Origin of the sequence: Arthrobacter sp. 131MFCol6.1, assembly GCF_000374925.1 — a bacterium.
Classification (GTDB): Bacteria; Actinomycetota; Actinomycetes; order Actinomycetales; family Micrococcaceae; genus Arthrobacter.
Window position 1 is genome coordinate 110529 of the sequence record NZ_KB895545.1, and the last position, 17692, is coordinate 128220.

General features: G+C 69.2%; 14 protein-coding genes. 3 read left to right on the top strand and 11 right to left on the bottom strand.

Features of this window, described 5'->3' with window-relative positions:
• Both C566_RS0111575 and fdhF read left to right on the top strand, forming a co-directional pair.
• The gene (locus tag C566_RS0111575) at positions 1–1701 is read left to right on the top strand and encodes an NAD(P)H-dependent oxidoreductase subunit E (RefSeq protein WP_018774508.1); all 1701 of its coding nucleotides are present in this window, start codon (positions 1–3) and stop codon (positions 1699–1701) included.
• Positions 1689–4364 (top strand): formate dehydrogenase subunit alpha, encoded by a 2676-nt coding sequence (fdhF, locus tag C566_RS0111580; protein WP_018774509.1) that lies wholly within the window; start codon positions 1689–1691, stop codon positions 4362–4364. Before C566_RS0111575 ends, fdhF begins: the two co-directional genes overlap by 13 nt.
• 17 nt (positions 4365–4381) lie before the next feature.
• On the opposite strand, the gene C566_RS0111585 is transcribed toward fdhF, so the two are convergent.
• From C566_RS0111585 to dxr, 11 genes are all read right to left on the bottom strand, one after another.
• Positions 4382–5794, bottom strand: coding sequence for a pyridoxal phosphate-dependent decarboxylase family protein (locus C566_RS0111585; protein ID WP_018774510.1), 1413 nt, complete (start codon positions 5792–5794; stop codon positions 4382–4384).
• 66 nt (positions 5795–5860) lie between these two features.
• The gene (locus tag C566_RS0111590) at positions 5861–6655 is read right to left on the bottom strand and encodes a sulfite exporter TauE/SafE family protein (protein ID WP_018774511.1); all 795 of its coding nucleotides are present in this window, start codon (positions 6653–6655) and stop codon (positions 5861–5863) included.
• 28 nt (positions 6656–6683) lie between these two features.
• Entirely contained in the window at positions 6684–8495 is a 1812-nt protein-coding gene (locus tag C566_RS0111595; protein ID WP_018774512.1) for a proline--tRNA ligase, read from the bottom strand.
• A 435-nt stretch (positions 8496–8930) separates the two neighbouring features.
• Complete coding sequence (locus C566_RS0111600) at positions 8931–9701, bottom strand: hypothetical protein (RefSeq protein WP_026266619.1); 771 nt, start codon at positions 9699–9701, stop codon at positions 8931–8933.
• Between the two features lie 41 nt (positions 9702–9742).
• Positions 9743–10630: a GNAT family N-acetyltransferase gene (locus tag C566_RS0111605; RefSeq protein ID WP_026266620.1), complete on the bottom strand. Its 888-nt coding sequence runs from the start codon at positions 10628–10630 to the stop codon at positions 9743–9745.
• Complete coding sequence (gene ispG / locus C566_RS0111610) at positions 10593–11759, bottom strand: flavodoxin-dependent (E)-4-hydroxy-3-methylbut-2-enyl-diphosphate synthase (protein ID WP_026266621.1); 1167 nt, start codon at positions 11757–11759, stop codon at positions 10593–10595. Before ispG ends, C566_RS0111605 begins: the two co-directional genes overlap by 38 nt.
• 49 nt (positions 11760–11808) lie before the next feature.
• On the bottom strand, positions 11809–12099 hold the full coding sequence (locus C566_RS0111615; protein WP_018774516.1) for a YciI family protein: 291 nt from the start codon (positions 12097–12099) through the stop codon (positions 11809–11811).
• Between the two features lie 58 nt (positions 12100–12157).
• Complete coding sequence (locus tag C566_RS0111620) at positions 12158–12670, bottom strand: hypothetical protein (RefSeq protein ID WP_018774517.1); 513 nt, start codon at positions 12668–12670, stop codon at positions 12158–12160.
• The gene (locus C566_RS0111625; RefSeq protein ID WP_018774518.1) at positions 12667–13356 is read right to left on the bottom strand and encodes a hypothetical protein; all 690 of its coding nucleotides are present in this window, start codon (positions 13354–13356) and stop codon (positions 12667–12669) included. Before C566_RS0111625 ends, C566_RS0111620 begins: the two co-directional genes overlap by 4 nt.
• A gap of 119 nt (positions 13357–13475) precedes the next feature.
• On the bottom strand, positions 13476–14807 hold the full coding sequence (locus tag C566_RS0111630; protein ID WP_018774519.1) for a M50 family metallopeptidase: 1332 nt from the start codon (positions 14805–14807) through the stop codon (positions 13476–13478).
• A gap of 18 nt (positions 14808–14825) precedes the next feature.
• A complete protein-coding gene (dxr, locus tag C566_RS0111635) occupies positions 14826–16010 on the bottom strand; it encodes a 1-deoxy-D-xylulose-5-phosphate reductoisomerase (protein ID WP_018774520.1) in 1185 nt (394 codons plus the stop codon).
• A gap of 108 nt (positions 16011–16118) precedes the next feature.
• Here dxr and C566_RS0111640 point away from each other — a divergent pair, with 108 nt between their 5' ends.
• Entirely contained in the window at positions 16119–17621 is a 1503-nt protein-coding gene (locus tag C566_RS0111640; RefSeq protein WP_043466823.1) for a lipase maturation factor family protein, read from the top strand.
• Positions 17622–17692: the final 71 nt, after the last annotated feature.

Consider the following 17692-nt stretch of genomic DNA (forward strand, 5'->3'; position numbering starts at 1 on the left):
ATGCACGAACCCCGTGGCGGGCGCTCAGCCGCCGAACCTGCTGGGCACGAGGGTCGGGACAATGACGATCCTTTCCTCCGGTATGCCGCCCGCTTCGAGCGGCCCATCGTGGACCTCAAGAATCTGCTCCGCGGCTCGGTTACCTCCCCGGCCGAGGTCGCCCGTGCGATCGGCTTGCCCGCCGCAGCGGCCGAGGGACCGGCATCGTTTTTCGCCGACTTCTCCGCGCCGCGCGGGACCCGGCACATCCGGGCCTGCGGTGCAGCCGCCTGCTTCGCGGCGTCCGGCGGCAGGCACATGGCGGAAGTGGAGGCGGCGCTGGGCGTGGAGGCGGGGAGCCGAAGCGCGGACGGCGCTGTATCGCTCCAGGAAGTGCGCTGCCTGGGCTACTGCTTCGGCGGACCGGCAGCCCTCGACGGCGAGGACGCGTGTGCAGGGGCCGACCTGGCGGCCCAATTGCAGGGGTCGTCACCGCGGAAGGCTCCGCCCATCCCGGTGTCCTCCGACAGTGCGTTCCCCGTGGTGACCGCCGGACTGCTGGAAGCCTCTACGCCATGGTCGGCCTGGCCCGGCGTCGTCGCCGCAGGAACACCTGACGATGTCCTCAGCCAGGTCGAATCCGCCCGACTGAAGGGGCGGGGCGGAGCCGGCTTCCGCGTCGCCGCCAAATGGCGGGCCGCACTGGACCACCCTGCACCGCGGGTGGTGGTGGCCAACGGTGATGAGGGCGACCCAGGTTCCTTTGCGGACCGCTTGCTCATGGAGCAGGACCCGCACCGTGTGCTCGAAGGCCTCGCCTTGGCCTGCTTCGCTGTCCGCGCGGAAACCGGCGTCGTGTTTGTCCGCTCAGAGTATCCCCAAGCCGTCGCCCGCCTGCAGGAAGCGCTGCTCGAGGCACGCGCTGCCGGGCACCTCGGCCCGGCCGCGGGAGGCAGCGGATTCAGCCTGGAGATCCACGTAGCTGTTGGCGCGGGCTCCTATGTCTCCGGCGAGGAAACGGCCCTGTTGAACGGGCTCGAAGGCCTGCGCGGCGTTGTGCGGCCCCGTCCGCCGTTTCCCACCGCGCGGGGGCTCCACGGCCGGCCCACGGTGGTCAACAACGTGGAAACACTCAGTGCGGTGCCGTGGATAGTGCAGCACGGCGGAGCCGCATACGCGGCGATGGGGACCGCGGACGAGGCCGGCACTGTAATCGCCTGCCTGTCCGAACGTTTCCTCAGGCCCGGCGCCTACGAGGTGGAGATCGGCACGCCGGTCCGGCGGATCGTGGAAGATCTCGGCGGCGGGCTTCGGGACGGGGCAGCGTTGCGTGCCCTGCAAATCGGCGGCCCCCTGGGTGGCTTCCTCGGCCCCGCCGACCTGGACGTGCCCCTGAGCGATGCCGCCCTCACCAGCCGGGGAGCGGCCCTCGGCCACGCAGGGATCGTCGCCTTCGATGACAGGCTTTCGGGCGAGCAGGTGCTGCGGAACCTGTGGGACTTTGCGGCGGCGGAGAGCTGCGGGCAATGCTCGCCCTGCCGGGTGGGGACATGGCGCGGCCGGGCCCTGTCGGAGCGGCCTGACGGGCCGGATATCCGCCGGGAACGCGGCGAGGTGCTGCGCACGATGGCGGCGGGCAGCCTGTGCGCTTTCGGCCGCCGGGTGCCGGCCGCGGTGCTAAGCCTCGCCCGCGTCTACGGCCTGGACGGATGGCCGTCGTGAGACTCGTTGTCGACGGCCGACTGGTCGAGGTCGCGGCCGGAGCCACGCTGCTCGATGCTGTGCGGGCGGCCGGCCTGGCCCTCCCGACGTTGTGCCACGATGACCGGCTCACCACCGTGGCCTCGTGCCGTACGTGCCTGGTCGACGTCACCGGCCGGGGCCCGGCCGCCGCCTGCAGCACCCCGGCGGAGGACGGCTTGCGCGTCGCCGTCGAAGCGTCCCGGGCGTTGCGGCGGGATGCCCTGCGGGCCATCGTCGCGGGGCTGCCGACGCGGGCGCTGGATGTCCCGGCCGACCGCAGCGAACTGGTCCGGCAATGCGCCGACTACGGGGTGACAGCCCCGTCTGGTGCCGTCACGCCGCCGGAGCGCGGACTTGACCACTCTCACCCGTACGTCAAGCTTGACCGCGATCTCTGTATTGCCTGCGGGCGGTGTGTCCGCGCCTGCGCGGAGATCCAGGGCACGTTCGCCCTGACCCTCACGGGCCGCGGAGCCGGCACGGTGGTGGCGCCGGGCACCGGTGGTCCCTGGGCGGAGTCCGACTGTGTCTCGTGCGGGGCGTGCGTGGATACGTGTCCCACCGGCGCCCTGTCCGAGCCCGGGCTGCTCAACATGCTGCCGATCGAACGGCAGACCCTGACCACCTGCGGGTACTGTGGCGTCGGCTGCAGCCTGGAGGTCTCCACCCGTGACAACGTGATCATGACCGTCCGGCCCGCCGGTGAGGGCTCAGTGAATCGCGGCCACGCGTGTGTCAAGGGACGGTTCGCCCACGGGTTCCTGGGTTCAGCAGACCGTCTGACAACCCCGCTGATCCGCAGGAACGGAACCCTGGCGCCCGCGTCGTGGGAGGCCGCCACGGCTTACGTTGCCGCCAGGCTTGCCGGGATCCGGGACGCGGACCCGGGCGGATTCGCCGTCATTTCCTCGGCCCGGGCCACCAACGAGGAGAACTATCTGGCCCAGAAATTCGCCCGGGCAGTCATGGGGACAAACAACGTGGACAACTGCGCCCGGCTCTGCCACGCCCCCTCCGCGGCCGGCCTGGCCGCCACGTTTGGCCTGGGCGGCGGCACGAATGCATTCGATGACCTCGACCGGTGCGACGTGATCCTCCTGGTTGGCGCGAATCCGACGGCGGCGCACCCCGTCGTCGGCTCACGGATCTTCCAGCGGGTCATGGACGGCGCCCGCCTGGTGGTGGTGGATCCCCGGCGCACCTTCTTGGCCCGGCACGCCGACGTCCACCTCCGGCCCCGGCCGGGAACCAACGTGGCCGTGTTCAACGGCCTGGCCCACCTCCTGGTCCGCGAGGGGCTCGTGGACACCGCCTTCCTTGAAACCCACACCAGCGGCTACGACGAGCTGCTCGGGTTGCTCGAGGACTACCCGCCGGAACGCGTGGCCGAAATCTCCGGTGTCCCGGCGCGCGACCTCGTGCGCGCCGCCGTGATGTACGGGCAGGCACTGGTCCCGGCAATCTTCTACGGACTCGGCGTGACCGAACACCGGCACGGCACGGACGGTGTCCGGACCCTGTCCAACCTGGCACTCCTGCGCGGCGCCGTGGGGCCGGGTGACGGCGGCGGGGTGAACCCGCTGCGCGGGCAAAATAACGTCCAGGGTGCGTCTGACATGGGCGCTCTGCCCGACCTGCTGCCCGGCTACCAGAAGGTCATGGACCCGGCAGCGCGGACCCGCTGCGCCGAGGCCTGGCGGGCCGATGTGCCGCCGCGGCCAGGGCTTCGGATCCCGCAGATGTTCGCAGCCGCCCGGGACGGGGCGTTGCAGGCGCTGTGGGTGATCGGGGAGGACGTGCTCGCCACCGATCCTGACAGCGCTTCGGTGCGGGCGGCCCTGGAAGCCTGCCCGCTGGTGATCTGCAACGATCTGTTCCTCTCCCCCACGGCCGCCGCAGCGGACGTCGTCTTTCCCGTGGCCGCCTGGCTCGAGAAGGACGGCACGTTCGTCAACTTCGACCGGCGCTTCCAGCGGGTCAGGGCCGCCGTGGCGCCCCCGGCCGGCGTCCGCACGGACTTCGCGGTGCTGCACGCCGTCGCGGCCGGCATGGGGGCGGACCTTGGATGCCCCACACCGGAGGAGGCCATGGCGGAGTGCGCCAGCCTGGCGCCGCTGTTCGGCGGAATATCCCACGCACGCCTGGACCGGGACGGCCCGCTGCAGTGGCCGTGCGGGTCCGCCGCTTCCCCCGGAACACCACGGCTCTATCAGGACCGGTTCGCCACCCCGGACGGCCTGGCACACCTGGCCGCGCGTCCATACCTGCCGCCGGGCGAGCAGTGCGACGCGGCGTATCCGTACCTGCTCGTCACCGGGCGCCGGGCGGAGCACTACAACTCCGGCAGCATGACCCGCCGGACCGACAACCTGGTCCTGCTCACCGACGAAACGATCGACGTCGAGCCCGGGGACGCGGCGGCGCTGGGACTGAAAGACGGCGATACTGTCCGGCTGGACAGCCGGCATGGCATGGCGGTCCTGAGGCTCAGGATCACGGACGATGTGGAACCCGGTCAGGTGTTCGCGGGCTTCCACTTCCCCGGCGCAACAGTCAACAGCCTCACCTCTGCCGTGGAGGACGAGGTAACGGGGTGCCCTGAATACAAGGTGACCGCGGTCCGCATCTCCGCACACGCGTAACCGGACAACCCCCGCAGTCAGCCCCGCACGGCCGCCAGGGCGTCGCGGACGGCGTCGACGGCGACGCTGACATCGGCGTCGTCCGTGCTCCAGTTGCTCACCGAGATCCGCAGGATGTCGCGGTCCTGCCAGCGTGACCCGGACATCCAGACCCGGCCGTCGCCCATGATCGTCCCCGTCACGGCGCGGGTCACGGCGTCGTCGCCGAACGCCAGGGACACCTGGGTGTAGTCGACGTCGTTGAGCACCTCGACGCCGTCCAGCGCCGCGAGCTGTTCGGCCAGCTGCGCGGCCCGGTGCACGAGCGTGCGGACCTGGCCGGCGACGCCGTCGCGGCCCAGGGATTTCAGCGCCGCCCACACCGGCACGCCGCGTGCCCGGCGGGAGAGTTCGGGCACTCGCTCGGACGGGTCCCCGGCCCCGTCCGCGGCCTGGATCAGGTAGCTGGCGTGCAGCCCCATCGCCGAGCGCAGCGCCTGGGCGTCGCGCACGATCACGATCCCGCAGTCGTAGGGGACATTGAGGGTCTTGTGCGCATCCGTTCCCCACGAATCGGCCAGGCCGAGTCCGGCGGTCAGGGCGGACAGTTCGGGCACCGCGGCCGCCCAGAGCCCGAACGCCCCGTCCACGTGCACCCAGGCGCCGTGCGCCTTCGCGACGGCGATGGCCTCGGCGAAGGGGTCGAAGGCACCCGAATGCAGGTTGCCGGCCTGCAGGCACACGAGGGCCGGGGCGGGGCGGCCGCCCTCCCCCGTGCTGAGCGCGAGGTCCAGGGCGCAGTCCAGCTCGGCCGGGATGATGCGCCCCTGGCGGTCGGAGGGCACCACGGTGGGATGCCCGAGGCCCAGATAGCGCAGGCCGAGGTCTATGGTTTCGTGGCGCTCCTGGCCCACGAAGCAGCGGATCCGGGGCGCGCCGGCGAGGCCGTCGCCGTCGAGGTCCCAGCCGGCATCGGCCATGAGCCGCCAGCGGGCGGCGGCGAGTCCGGTGAAGTTGGCCATGGTGGCGCCGGTGGCAAAGCCGACGTCGGACTCCTTGGGAAGACCCAGCAGTTCAAGGATCCATTTGCCGGCGGCTTCCTCGATCGCGGCGGTGGCGGGCGTGGCGAAGCGCAGCCCCGTATTTTGGTCCCAGGCGCTGAGCAGCCAGTCCGCCGCCAGGGCGGCCGGCAGTGTGCCGCCGATGACCCAGCCGAAGAACCGCCCGGACGGCATGGCCATCAGCCCGGGTTCGGCCTTGGCCGCGAGATAGTCCACCACCTCCGCGGCCGGCATCCCCGTTTGGGGCAGCGGGCCGCCGAAGTCGGCCGCGAGCCCGGCCGCCGTGGCCTGCGGCCCGATCCGGCGTGTTCCCTGGCTCTCGAGCCACCGGCGTGCGTGCCCGGCCGCGGCCTCGAGGGCATCCCGGTAGCGTTCCTCACTTGCCGACATAGCTGCATGCTACGCCCGCCACCAGCGGACCGGGAGTCCCATGCGGGTGTTGCGGGATCAGGCGGCTTAGGACAGGTTGTCCTGCCAGACGTCGGAGCCGAGCTTGATGATCAGCGCGCCCACCACCACCAGGAACACTATCCGGATGAACCTGCTCCCCTGCCGGACCGCGGTCCGGGCACCGAGATAGCCGCCGGCCATGTTCGCCATGCCCAGCAGCAGCCCGAGCCCCCACAGCACGGCGCCGTGCGGCACGAAGAACAGCAGGGCACCGGCGTTGGTGGCCACGTTCACGATCTTGGCCTTGGCGCTGGCCTCGAGGAAGGCGTAGCCCATGGCCGAGACGAGGGCGATGATCAGGAACGAACCGGTGCCGGGACCGATCAGGCCGTCGTAGAAGCCGATCACGCCGCCGATCAGGCAGGCCACCACATAGTGCCGGTGCCCCGCGTGGCGCAGTTTGGTCAGCTGGCCGATGCCGGGCTGGAAGGCGGTGAAAAGCGCGACGGCGATCAGGGCCACCACAATGATCGGCTTGAACACGCTGGCCGGCAGGTTGGCGGCCAGCGCCGCCCCGCCGTAGCTGCCCGCCAACGCGATGGCGGCCATGGGCAGGGCGGTGCGCAGATCGGGCCGGACGCGGCGGTAGTACGTGGCCGCGCTCGTACTGGTTCCGAAGATGGAGCCCATCTTGTTGGTCGCCAGCGCCTGGACCGGGCTGATGCCCGGCACCAGGAGCATGGCCGGGAGCTGGATGAGCCCGCCGCCACCGACGACGGCGTCGACCCAGCCCGCCGCCAGGCCGGCCACGACGATCAGGATGACAGTTCCGAGCTGGATCGACTCGAGTCCGGAGACCATTACCTAGTTCGGCCGGGACGGCGCTGCATCAGCTGTTGCGCACGGCGTTGACCACGTAGTCAACAGCCTTGTCAACGGCTACATTCTCGGCATTGCCGCTGCGGCGGTCCTTGATCTCCACGACGCCGTCCACGAGTCCGCGCCCGACGGCGAGGATGGTGGGGACGCCGACGAGTTCGGCGTCGCCGAACTTCACGCCGGGGGAAACCTTGGGGCGGTCGTCATAGATGACGTCCAGGCCGGCAGCCTCAAGCTCCAGGGACAGTTTTTCGGCGGCGGCGAAGATTTCCTCGCCGCGGCCCACGGCCACAACGTGGACGTCGGCCGGGGCGACGGCGCGCGGCCAGACCAGGCCCTTGTCGTCATGGTTGGACTCGGCCAGGGCGGCCACGGCGCGGGTGACGCCGACGCCGTAGGAGCCCATGGTCACCACCACCTGCTTGCCGTTCTGGTCCAGGACCTTCAGGTCCAGGGCAGCGGCGTACTTCCGGCCCAGCTGGAAGATGTGGCCCATTTCGATGCCGCGGGCGGTTTCGAGGGGACCGGAACCGTCGGGAGCCTCGTCGCCGGCGCGCACCTCGGTGCACTCAATGACACCGTCCCAGCCGAAGTCGCGTCCGGCGACGAGGCCGAAGACGTGCTTGCCGGCCTCGTTGGCGCCGGTGACCCAGGCGGAGCCGCTGACGACGCGGGGATCCACGAGGTAGAGCAGCTTCGCGGCGCCCTCGCTGCCCAGCAGCGGCGCGTCCAGGGACATGCCGGGGCCGAGGTAGCCCTTGACGATCAGGGGCTGCTTCTTGAGGTCGTCCTCATTGGCGGCCTCCAGCGTGATCTCGCCGGCAATCGGCAGGAAGGACCCGATGTTCGCTTCGACGCGCTTGAGGTCGACGCCGCGGTCGCCGGGGAGGCCGATCACGACGATCTGGCGTTCGCCGGTTGGCAGCGTCACGGCGAGGACGACGTTCTTGAGCGTGTCGGCCGCGGTCCAGGGACCGCCGTCGGCTTCTGTGCGCGGAACCAGGACGTTGGCGGCGTCGACGAGGGTTTCGATGGTGGGGGTGTCCGGGGTGTCCCGGACTTCGGCGGCCGGGGCGTTGCTGAAGTCGATGTCCGCGGGGACCACGGTGGTGACGGCCTCGACGTTGGCGGCGTAGCCGCCGGCCGAGCGCACGAAGGTGTCCTCACCGATCTCGGTGGGGTGCAGGAATTCCTCGCTCTTGGACCCGCCCATGGCGCCGGCGGTGGCAGCAACCGGAATCACTTCAAGGCCGAGGCGCTCGAAGATCTTCAGGTACGCGCCGCGGTGGGCGGCGTAGCTGTCGTCCAGGCCGGCGTCATCGACGTCGAAGGAGTAGGAATCCTTCATGATGAATTCGCGGCCGCGCAGCAGGCCCGCGCGGGGACGCGCCTCGTCGCGGTACTTGTTCTGGATCTGGTAGATGCTCAGCGGCAGGTCCTTGTACGAGGAGTACAGGTCCTTGACCAGCAGGGTGAACATTTCCTCGTGCGTGGGGGCCAGCAGGTAGTCGTTGCCCTTGCGGTCCTTGAGCCGGAAGATGCCCTCGCCGTATTCGGTCCAGCGGTTCGTGGCCTCGTAGGGTTCCTTGGGCAGCAGCGCCGGGAAGTGGACTTCCTGGGCGCCGATGGCGGTCATTTCCTCGCGGATGACCTGCTCCACCTTGCGCAGCACACTCAGCCCCAGCGGCAGCCAGGTGTAGATGCCGGGCGCGGCCCGCCGGATGTAGCCGGCGCGGACCAGGAGCCGGTGGCTGGCCACCTCGGCGTCGGCGGGATCTTCGCGCAGGGTGCGCAGGAACAGCTTGGAGAGTCGAAGGACCACAGGTGGGGTATCCGTTTCTGGGGAAGTGCGGGCAAAGCCGGGAAAAGCATCTAGGTACTAATCTACCGTCCAGAGGGCACCCCTTTGCCGCGCCGGCCACGTCACGGCCCCGCCGCGGTGACGCGCGGGCGATGCGCAGCACATGGAAGAGCCACGCCATAACTGATGGAAGCCCCTGGCCGTTTCCGGCTGGTCATCCCGTCATGGCGTGGCTCCCGTGGCCCCAGCACCCCCAGATCTCAGGCTGCGAGCTACTTGGTGTCGTCTCCAGGCGCGGCCTTCCCCGGAATTTATACCGAGGTATAGACAGCAGGGTGTGCGCGCCTGTGCGACACGGCTAGGTAGAACCTATGTGACATGGGGTCCGGAATCAATAGTCTGCAACCGGATATTTTCGGCATGTCGTTTCGTGTCCCCTGCGCGGCGGCAATCGGGCTACTTCCCGACGAGCGCCGCGGCCTGATCCAGTAATTTTCCGGCCCGGGAGATGGCATCGGCCTCGCTGCCGCCACCCACCGCGCTGACAGTGATGAGAACGCCGTCCTGGATCACCTGTCCGGTGATCGCGGACTGCTTCCGGCCGCCCGGCAGAGCGGTGTCTGTGCGGTACGCAACGGTGCCCGGGGTTGAGCCGAATCCGGCCAGCTTCGTCAGTTTGAGGTCTACTTTGGTGCCATTGGTCGTGAATGAAAGGGCTGAGCACTTTTTGAAGTCCTCGCCCTGGGCGAGTCCCTTCTCGAGGAGCTTGGCGTCAGCCCGGAACGCCAGAGAGACACCCGTGGAAGCTCCCGTCGCGGCATCTTGGCCCACGGCCGCCGCGACCGCTGTGCCCTCGGTCGAGGCTGCCTGACCGCCAAGGGCCAAAGCTGCGCACTCCGCGGGTTCCACCGAGATCGATGCCAGCAAGGACTTTGCCTGTTCGACCGACTTCTTGAGGTCGGCAAGCGGCATCACCGTGAGCGGCTTGCCCTGGGCATCCTTCAACTGTGCCACGAGGGCCGTCAGTTCATCGCTCGTGTAAGCCTTGGCTTGCGTCCGGGTGGGAGTAGGCGTCGTGGTCGCGCTGGGAACCGTGGTTGCGGCCTGGGCTTGGGCACTCTTGGCTGTGTCCGGCGAGCCGGTTGGGGTGCCACATGCGGCCAATCCCACGGCGCCCCATGCAAGGAGCGCCGAGGCCCCGAAAATGCGCAGCACTGATGTCTTCATGTTTCCCCCAAAAAACTAGACCGGCAGCCGGCATTTGCCCGCTAGAAGAGCACTGTAGCGAACGTGCCCACCTGGCGAAAGCCCACCCGATCGTAGGTGGCGCGCGCCTTGGCGTTGAAGCCGTTGACGTACAGGCTGGTCACCGGCGCGAGGGTCTGGGCGAGGACGACGACGGCGGCCATGTAGCCCGCGCTCAGTCCCAGTCCGCGGAACTCGGGATTCATCCAGACACCTTGGACCTGGGTCACTTCCGGCGTGACGGCGCCGAGTTCGGCCTTGAAGACCACTTCGCCGGCGGCGTTCACGTGCACCAGGGAATGGCCCTGGCGGATGAGGCTCTTGACGCGCCGGCTGTAATACTCCCTGCCGCCAAGGTAGGGCGAATAGCCCACCTCTTCCTCGAACATCGCGGCGCAGGCGGGCAGGATCTTGTCGAAGTCGGCCAGCTGGCCGAAGCCGAGTGCGGGTTCGGGCCGGACAGCGGGCGGGCCCGAGATCGTCAGCAGGGGCTGGTGGTCCCGGACCTCGTGGGCAGTCTGGCCGAGCTGCTCCAGTGCCGCGTAGACGGCCAGGACAGTTTCGGCGGGGCCAAAGATCGAGGCGTAGCGGCGCCCGGAGCGGTGCGCGGCCATGGCAATGAGGCCGGCGAGCTCCGGCGCCAGCTCGATCGGCACCAGGTTGGCGCCGGCCCAGCAGGCACCGAGGAGGGTGCCGCCGTCGAACACGCCGAGAATGCTGGCGCCCCCGGCCGTGGGAGACGCCGTGCCGGCGGCTTCCAGGTGCGAGAGGATGAAGACGTTGGCGACGGCGTCCCGGTGCGCCAGCGCCAGCAGTTGTCCGGTGTCCGCGCCGCCAAGGACCCGGACGACGACGCCGGGAGCGGCGTCGTCCCTACGAGACGCTAACCACGGGGCTACCCTTGACAGCATCTTCGCCATCGCCGTCCCCCATCTCTTCCGCGATACGCATGGCTTCTTCGATCAGTGTCTCAACAATCTGATCCTCCGGGACAGTCTTGATGACTTCGCCCCTGACAAAGATCTGGCCCTTGCCATTGCCGGAGGCAACGCCGAGATCGGCCTCGCGTGCCTCGCCGGGACCATTGACTACGCAGCCCATGACCGCCACGCGCAGCGGCACCTCCATGCCTTCCAGGCCAGCGGTGACCTGCTCGGCGAGCGTGTAGACGTCCACCTGGGCGCGGCCGCAGGACGGGCAGGAGACGATTTCCAGCTTGCGGGGGCGCAGGTTGAGCGACTGCAGGATCTGGTTGCCCACCTTGATTTCCTCGACCGGCGGCGCCGATAGCGAGACGCGGATGGTGTCGCCGATCCCGCGGGAGAGCAGGGCGCCAAACGCCGTGGCGGACTTGATGGTGCCCTGGAAGGCCGGTCCGGCCTCGGTGACGCCGAGGTGGAGGGGCCAGTCGCCCTTTTCAGCCAGCATCTCGTAGGCAGCAACCATGATGACCGGGTCGTTGTGCTTGACGGAGATCTTGAAGTCGTGGAAACCGTGCTCTTCGAAGAGCGAGGCCTCCCAGACGGCGGATTCCACGAGGGCCTCCGGGGTGGCCTTGCCGTATTTCTTCATGATGCCCGGTTCCAGGGATCCGGCGTTGACGCCGATCCGGATGGAGGTGCCGTGGTCCTTTGCGGCCCGGGCGATCTCCTTGACCTGGTCATCGAACTTGCGGATGTTGCCCGGGTTCACGCGCACGGCGGCACAGCCGGCCTCGATCGCGGCGAAGACGTACTTCGGCTGGAAGTGGATGTCCGCGATCACCGGGATCTGGGACTTCCTGGCGATGATCGGCAGCGCCTCGGCGTCATCGGCGGACGGGCAGGCGACACGCACGATGTCACAACCGGAGGCCGTGAGTTCCGCGATCTGCTGCAGGGTGGCGTTGATGTCGGTCGTCGGCGTCGTGGTCATGGACTGGACGCTGATGGGCGAATCGGAGCCGACGCCCACTGATCCCACCTTGATCTGGCGCGTCTTCCGGCGGGGGGCTAGGACGGGGGGCGGTGCTGACGGCATTCCCAGGCTGACCGAGGTCACATGGACTCCCTTGTAGAATTCGAAGTTGCGAAGGTGCGGACGGGACGGGCTAGGCGTGCCCGGCCAGAAGACCGGTCAGCGGCGCCCACACGGTGGTGCGGGTGCCCGAGATGGCACCGGCGGCTGCGAAGGGGTCCTGCCGCAGAAGGTCATTCAAGGCCGCCTCATCGGCCGCCTTGAAGATGAGCAGCGCGCCTGCGCCGTCGCCGTAGGGGCCGCTGGCCAGCAGGGCGCCCTCGCGGGCAAGTCCCGCCGTCCATTCGCGGTGTGCCGGGCGGCTGGCATCGCGGACCTCGGATGATTCGGCGTCGTACACGTACTCCACAGCAAAAACAGTCATATGGATACACTATCGCCCTGTTTGCCCGGTTCCCATCCGGAGGCGCCGGGGCACGCGGTCAGCCGAGGAAGAGGACCTTGGCCAGGGCGGCGACACCGGCTGCCCAGAGCATGGAGGTGAGGGTTCCGATGATGAACCGCTCGGCGGCCACCGGAGTGGCTTTCAACTCGGCAAAGCGGCCGAGGCCCTTGATGGCCACGACATAGGCGATGGCGACGGGCTGGCCGGCCAGGATTGCCAGGCACACGGCGAACCGCTCCAGGATGCCGATAATCGCGCCGCCGCGCAGGATGCGCACGCTGCTGACGGTCTCGACGGACGGGGCGGCGGCCGCCGCTGCCGGGGTGGGCGTTGCGGTGTCCGGCCCGGCCGGCTCCGCGGCCGGCTGGATGTCGGGGTCCGTGGTGGAGTCCGCGGAGGGGTCCTCAGCCGCGTCTCCGCCGGCGGCGGCGCCGCTTCCGGCGTCGGCCCGGTCATCAATGGTCCGGGCGAGGCGGAACACCCAGGCAGTGACCGGCCAGCCGACGAATCCTGCGGTGAGCAGGGCCAGCGTGATCCAGAGGGCGTTCACTTCTCTCCTTCGGTGCTGTCGTGGGCGAGGGTCAGCAACAATTCTGCGGCCGGCCTCGCGGCCCATTCTTCCTGCCAGCCCGAGCGAAGGACTGCGCGGCTCACCGACTGCTCCGTGATTCCGAGTTTCTGTGCCGCTATTTTTTGGCTGCCGTGGGTTCCGTGGGTGTCTTGCCGCACCGAGCGCAGCACGTCCACCACCTTCCATTGCGCCGCGGTCCGGTCCTGGACCAGGCGGCCAATCAGCCGGAGCACCGCCTCCGCGTTGGCGCAGGCCCTGGCCCCCTGGGACCCGTTAGCGGCGTCCGCGGCCGCATTCGCTGCATTTGCCCGACGGCGGTCGCGGCCGGCGACCACGGCGAGGGGCACATGGGCGGCCGCCCCCTTGGCCCGGTCAACGGCGGCCCGGGCCGCCACGAAGGCGGGACCGGAGCCTTCGCGCGGGCTGGCGGGCAGCGGCAGGTCCACCTCCCCCACCCCGATTCCGACATACCAGCGGCCGCTGCGCAGGGCGTGCAGGGCGATCTCCACCACCTCGTCGGCCCGTTCCACGACGCCCTGGACCTCGTCGCCGACCGAACGCTCAAAGCGCCCGGCGGTGGAGAGGGCGCTGAGCCCCTTCAGGAGGCCGGGGACCCGGTCGATGTCGCCCGTGCTGCCGCGTTGGTCGATTGTCATGACGTACATGACCCCAGCCTAGGGAGGTGATACTGAATAATCAACCATTTTCAACTGATTATTTAAAATCAGCCGAAATAGGCTTATGAATGATAGTCAGCGTGATTTGGCTGGAATGCCTGCCGGCACTATCCGAAGAGGTTGACCGGCTTGACGATGTCGGCGTAGATCAGCAGCGCGCCCATGCCCATCAGCAGCACCGCCACCACATACGTCACCGGGAGCAGCTTGGCGATATCGAAGGCGCCGGGATCCGGGCGGCCGAACAGCTTGGCGATCTGGCGGCGGGCCCCCTCGTACAGCGCGCCCGCGATGTGGCCGCCGTCGAGCGGCAGCAGCGGAATGAGGTTGAAGACGGCCAGGGCGAAGTTGAGTCCGGCCAGCAAACCCACCAGGGCGGCGAAGCGGGACTGCAGCGGGACCTCCTCCATCGCGGCGACCTCGCCGGCCACGCGGCCCACGCCCACCACGCTGATGGGGCCGTTGGGATCCCGGGGTTCCTCGCTGAAGGCTGCCTTGGCCACGCCGGCCACGCGCTCCGGCAGGTTCACCACGACGCCGGCAACCTGCTTGATGTTCTCCCCCGCCATGGGCAGCACGGACGACGCCGGCTGCTGCACGAGGGCCGTCTGGGCGCCGATGCCCAGGAAGCCGACGTCCTGGTACTGGAGGCTGCCGTCAGCGGCCTTGGCCTGACGGCCGTCGGGGCCGAGGACCGGGCGGGCGGAGAGCACGGGCGTGACAGTGGTGGAGACGGTGGCGCCGCCGCGCTCCACGGTGATGCTGACCTGCCGGCCCGCCGAGGCGCGGATCCAGCCGGTGAGTTCGTCCCAATTGGTGACGGCCTTGCCGTCGAAGGAGGTGATGGTGTCATTCGGCAACAGGCCCGCGGCCGCGGCGGGGGTGGGCTTGCAGTCAGCGGAGTCCGGGTCCACGGTCTCGCCGGCCTTGACCTGGCACTTGGAGACGTCCGCGATGGTGGTGGTCTGGCTGGCGGTGCCGAATCCCATCAGCAGCACCGCGGTCAACACGACGCCGATCAGCAGGTTCATTGCGGGGCCGCCGAGCATGATGATGATCTTCTTCCAGACCGGCAGCCGGTAGAAGACCCGGTTTTCGTCGTCCGGGCCGATTTCCTCGTGGGCCAGGGAGCGGGCATCGGATGCCAGCGACTGGAACATTCCGGTGCTGGAGGTGCGGACGGTGCCGTCTTCCTTGTTGGGCGGGTACATCCCGATCATGGACACGTAGCCGCCCAGCGGGATGGCCTTGAGGCCGTACTCGGTTTCGCCCCTCCTCTTGGACCAGACGGTGGGTCCGAAACCGATCATGTACTTGGTCACGCGGACCTTGAACAGCTTGGCCGGGAGCAGGTGCCCGACTTCATGCAGGGCAATGGACGCGGCGATGCCGATCGCCACGAAGATGACACCGAGGATAAAGAGGAGGACGGGGCTCATACTGTGATCTGCTGCTTCCTAGACGCTTCTGACGGCTAAACGTTCGTGGGTGCGGGCGCGTGCCCATCTTTCAGCATCCAGTACGGACTCCACCGTCAGCCCGGAGGAGCCTGTGTGTTCGCTGAGGACGGCATCGATGGTGTCCACGATGTCGGTGAACCGGATCTGCCCGGCGTGGAAGGCCATCACCGCTTCCTCGTTCGCGGCGTTGAACACGGCCGGGAAGGTGCTGCCCTGCGTGGCGGCAGCCTTGGCGAGGGCGACGGCGGGGAATGCCACGGCGTCCAGCGGCTCGAACGTCCAGCTGGTGGCCTTGCTCCAGTCGCAGGCGCTGGCGGATCCGGGAACGCGGTCCGGCCAGCCGAGGCCGAGGGCAATGGGCAGGCGCATGTCCGGCGGCGAGGCCTGGGCGATCGTGGAGCCGTCGACGAACTGGACCATGGAGTGCACCACGGACTGCGGGTGGACCACGACGTCGATCTTCTCCAAGGGGATATCGAAGAGCAGGTGCGCCTCGATCACCTCCAGGCCCTTGTTGACCAGGCTGGCGGAGTTGGTGGTGACCATCAGGCCCATGTCCCACGTGGGGTGGGCGAGGGCGTCCTGCGGCGAGACGTCGTGCAGTTCGTCCCGGGTCTTGCCGCGGAACGGCCCGCCCGATGCCGTCAGGATCAGCCGGTCCACTTCCGCAGCGGAGCCGGAGCGCAGGCATTGGGCAATGGCCGAGTGCTCCGAATCCACAGGCACGATCTGCCCTTCGCGGGCCGCGGCCTTGACCAGGGCGCCGCCGACGATCAGGGACTCCTTATTGGCCAGCGCCAGGGTGGCACCGGATCGGAGCGCGGCCAGGGTGGGGGCAAGCCCGATGGAGCCGGTGATGCCGTTGAGGACGACGTCGGCACTGATTTCCGCGATACGGGTGGAGGCATCCGGGCCGGTGATGATTTCGGGACGGTAGCCCGTCACTGAAGCCGCGCGGGCGGCGTCGTCGATCATGTCCCGGAGGGCGGAAGCCTCCCCGGCTGCGACACCGACGGCCTGGGCGCGGGTGTGGACGGCCTGCCGGGCCAGGAGTTCGAGGTTGCCGCCGCCGGCGCTGAGCGCGACGACCTCAAAAAGGTGCGGGGCGCCGTCGACGACGTCGATCGCCTGTGTGCCGATGGAACCGGTGGACCCGAGGAGGACGATTTTGCGCGGCTGCATGATTCAAGTATCCCGCACGGCGTTCTGTGCTCGGGTTGCCGCTTTCCCCGCGCTGGCGGGTCGCCGCCACTCGTTGACGCAGCAGAGCGGAGGCGTAACGTGGAAAACGTGGAGTGGACCGCGTGGTTCGACGCGCCGGAGTACGAGTTCGCCCGGCAGGTGCTGCAGCGCAGCACCGCCACCCTGTATTTCGTGGCCTTCCTCTCCTCGCTCAACCAGTTCCCGGCCCTCCTCGGCGAGCGCGGCCTGTTGCCGGTGCCGGCGTACCTCGACGGCTTCAACCGCCTGGGCCGGCCGAGCCTGTTCCGCTGGCGCTACACGGACCGGCTGCTGCGGACAGTGTGCTGGAGCGGCATGGCCATTGCCGCCACGCTGGTCGCCGGGCTGCCGCAGCTCGGGCCGCCCTGGGTTCCGCTCATCGCGTTCCTGGCCCTGTGGCTGCTGTACATGTCGATCGTGAACGTGGGGCAGACGTTCTACGGCTTCGGCTGGGAGATGTTGCTGCTCGAGGCCGGGTTCACGGTGGCCTTCCTCGGCTCCGACCAGACTCCCCCGCCGCGGACCATCCTGATCCTGCTTGTCTGGCTGGTGTTCCGGCTGGAGTTCGGCGCCGGCCTGATCAAGATCCGGGGCGGCACGGAATGGCGGGACCTGACGGCCCTGTATTACCACCACGAGACCCAGCCGATGCCGGGGCCGCTGAGCCGGCAGGCCCACCTCCTCCCCAAGGCCTGGCACCGGCTGGAGGTCCTGGGCAACCACTTCGCCCAGCTGGTGGTGCCCTTCTTCCTCTTTGCCCCGCAACCCCTGGCCAGCGCCGCCGCCGGGATCATCATTTTCACCCAGCTGTGGCTGGTGGCGAGCGGAAACTTCGCCTGGCTGAACTGGCTGGCGATCATCCTGGCCTTCGCGGCGGTCAGCGATCCCGTGGCGCACGCCGTGATCCCGGCGATCCCGCTGGACTGGCATGCCGCAGCCGCAGCCGCAGGAACCGGAGCCGAAGGGGCCGGGGCGGGCAGCCAGGCGCCGGTTGCGTGGCTCGTGGTGGTCCTGGTTGCCACCGTGCTGCTGGTGGTGCTCAGCTACCGGCCCATCGAGAACCTCTTCTCCCACCACCAGCTGATGAACGCATCCTTCAACCGCTGGCAGCTGGTGAACACCTACGGCGCGTTCGGCACCGTCACGAAGCGGCGGATCGAGATCGTGGTGGAGGGGACGCTCGACTCGGATCCCGGCGACGACGCGGACTGGCGGGAGTACGGGTTCAGGGGCAAGCCCGGCGACGTCCGGCGCATCCCGCGCCAGTACGCCCCGTACCACCTGCGGCTGGACTGGCTGATGTGGTTCCTGCCGCTGCGTACCGTGCATGAGGAGTGGTTCTACGCGTTCCTGGCCAAACTGCTGGCGGCGGACCGGCCCACGCTGCGGCTGCTGCGCCACGACCCGTTCGACGGCGGACGGCCGCACTGGGTGCGTGCCACCAGCTACCTCTACCGTTTCTCCACCCGGGCCGAGTTCCGCGCGACGGGCCAGCGCTGGATCCGGACCCCGCTGTATGTCGTCATCCCGCCGTCGCGGCTTCCGTCGTCGCGCCCGACGTCGGAGCGCTGAGGGCCCCTTCCGGGCAACCCAGTGACCGCGGTGCGTTCTCCTGGCCCCGTTTGCCGCAAATGGCCGGAATG

What these genes read in the sequence shown, in the direction of transcription:
- C566_RS0111600 (WP_026266619.1), bottom strand. Translation starts at nt 9,701, where the DNA reads ATGAAGACATCAGTGCTGCGCATTTTCGGGGCCTCGGCGCTCCTTGCA.
- C566_RS0111615 (WP_018774516.1), bottom strand. Translation starts at nt 12,099, where the DNA reads ATGACTGTTTTTGCTGTGGAGTACGTGTACGACGCCGAATCATCCGAG.
- dxr (WP_018774520.1), bottom strand. Translation starts at nt 16,010, where the DNA reads ATGCAGCCGCGCAAAATCGTCCTCCTCGGGTCCACCGGTTCCATCGGC.
- C566_RS0111605 (WP_026266620.1), bottom strand. Translation starts at nt 10,630, where the DNA reads ATGCTGTCAAGGGTAGCCCCGTGGTTAGCGTCTCGTAGGGACGACGCC.
- C566_RS0111590 (WP_018774511.1), bottom strand. Translation starts at nt 6,655, where the DNA reads ATGGTCTCCGGACTCGAGTCGATCCAGCTCGGAACTGTCATCCTGATC.
- C566_RS0111625 (WP_018774518.1), bottom strand. Translation starts at nt 13,356, where the DNA reads ATGTACGTCATGACAATCGACCAACGCGGCAGCACGGGCGACATCGAC.
- C566_RS0111630 (WP_018774519.1), bottom strand. Translation starts at nt 14,807, where the DNA reads ATGAGCCCCGTCCTCCTCTTTATCCTCGGTGTCATCTTCGTGGCGATC.
- C566_RS0111575 (WP_018774508.1), top strand. Translation starts at nt 1, where the DNA reads ATGCACGAACCCCGTGGCGGGCGCTCAGCCGCCGAACCTGCTGGGCAC.
- fdhF (WP_018774509.1), top strand. Translation starts at nt 1,689, where the DNA reads ATGGCCGTCGTGAGACTCGTTGTCGACGGCCGACTGGTCGAGGTCGCG.
- C566_RS0111585 (WP_018774510.1), bottom strand. Translation starts at nt 5,794, where the DNA reads ATGTCGGCAAGTGAGGAACGCTACCGGGATGCCCTCGAGGCCGCGGCC.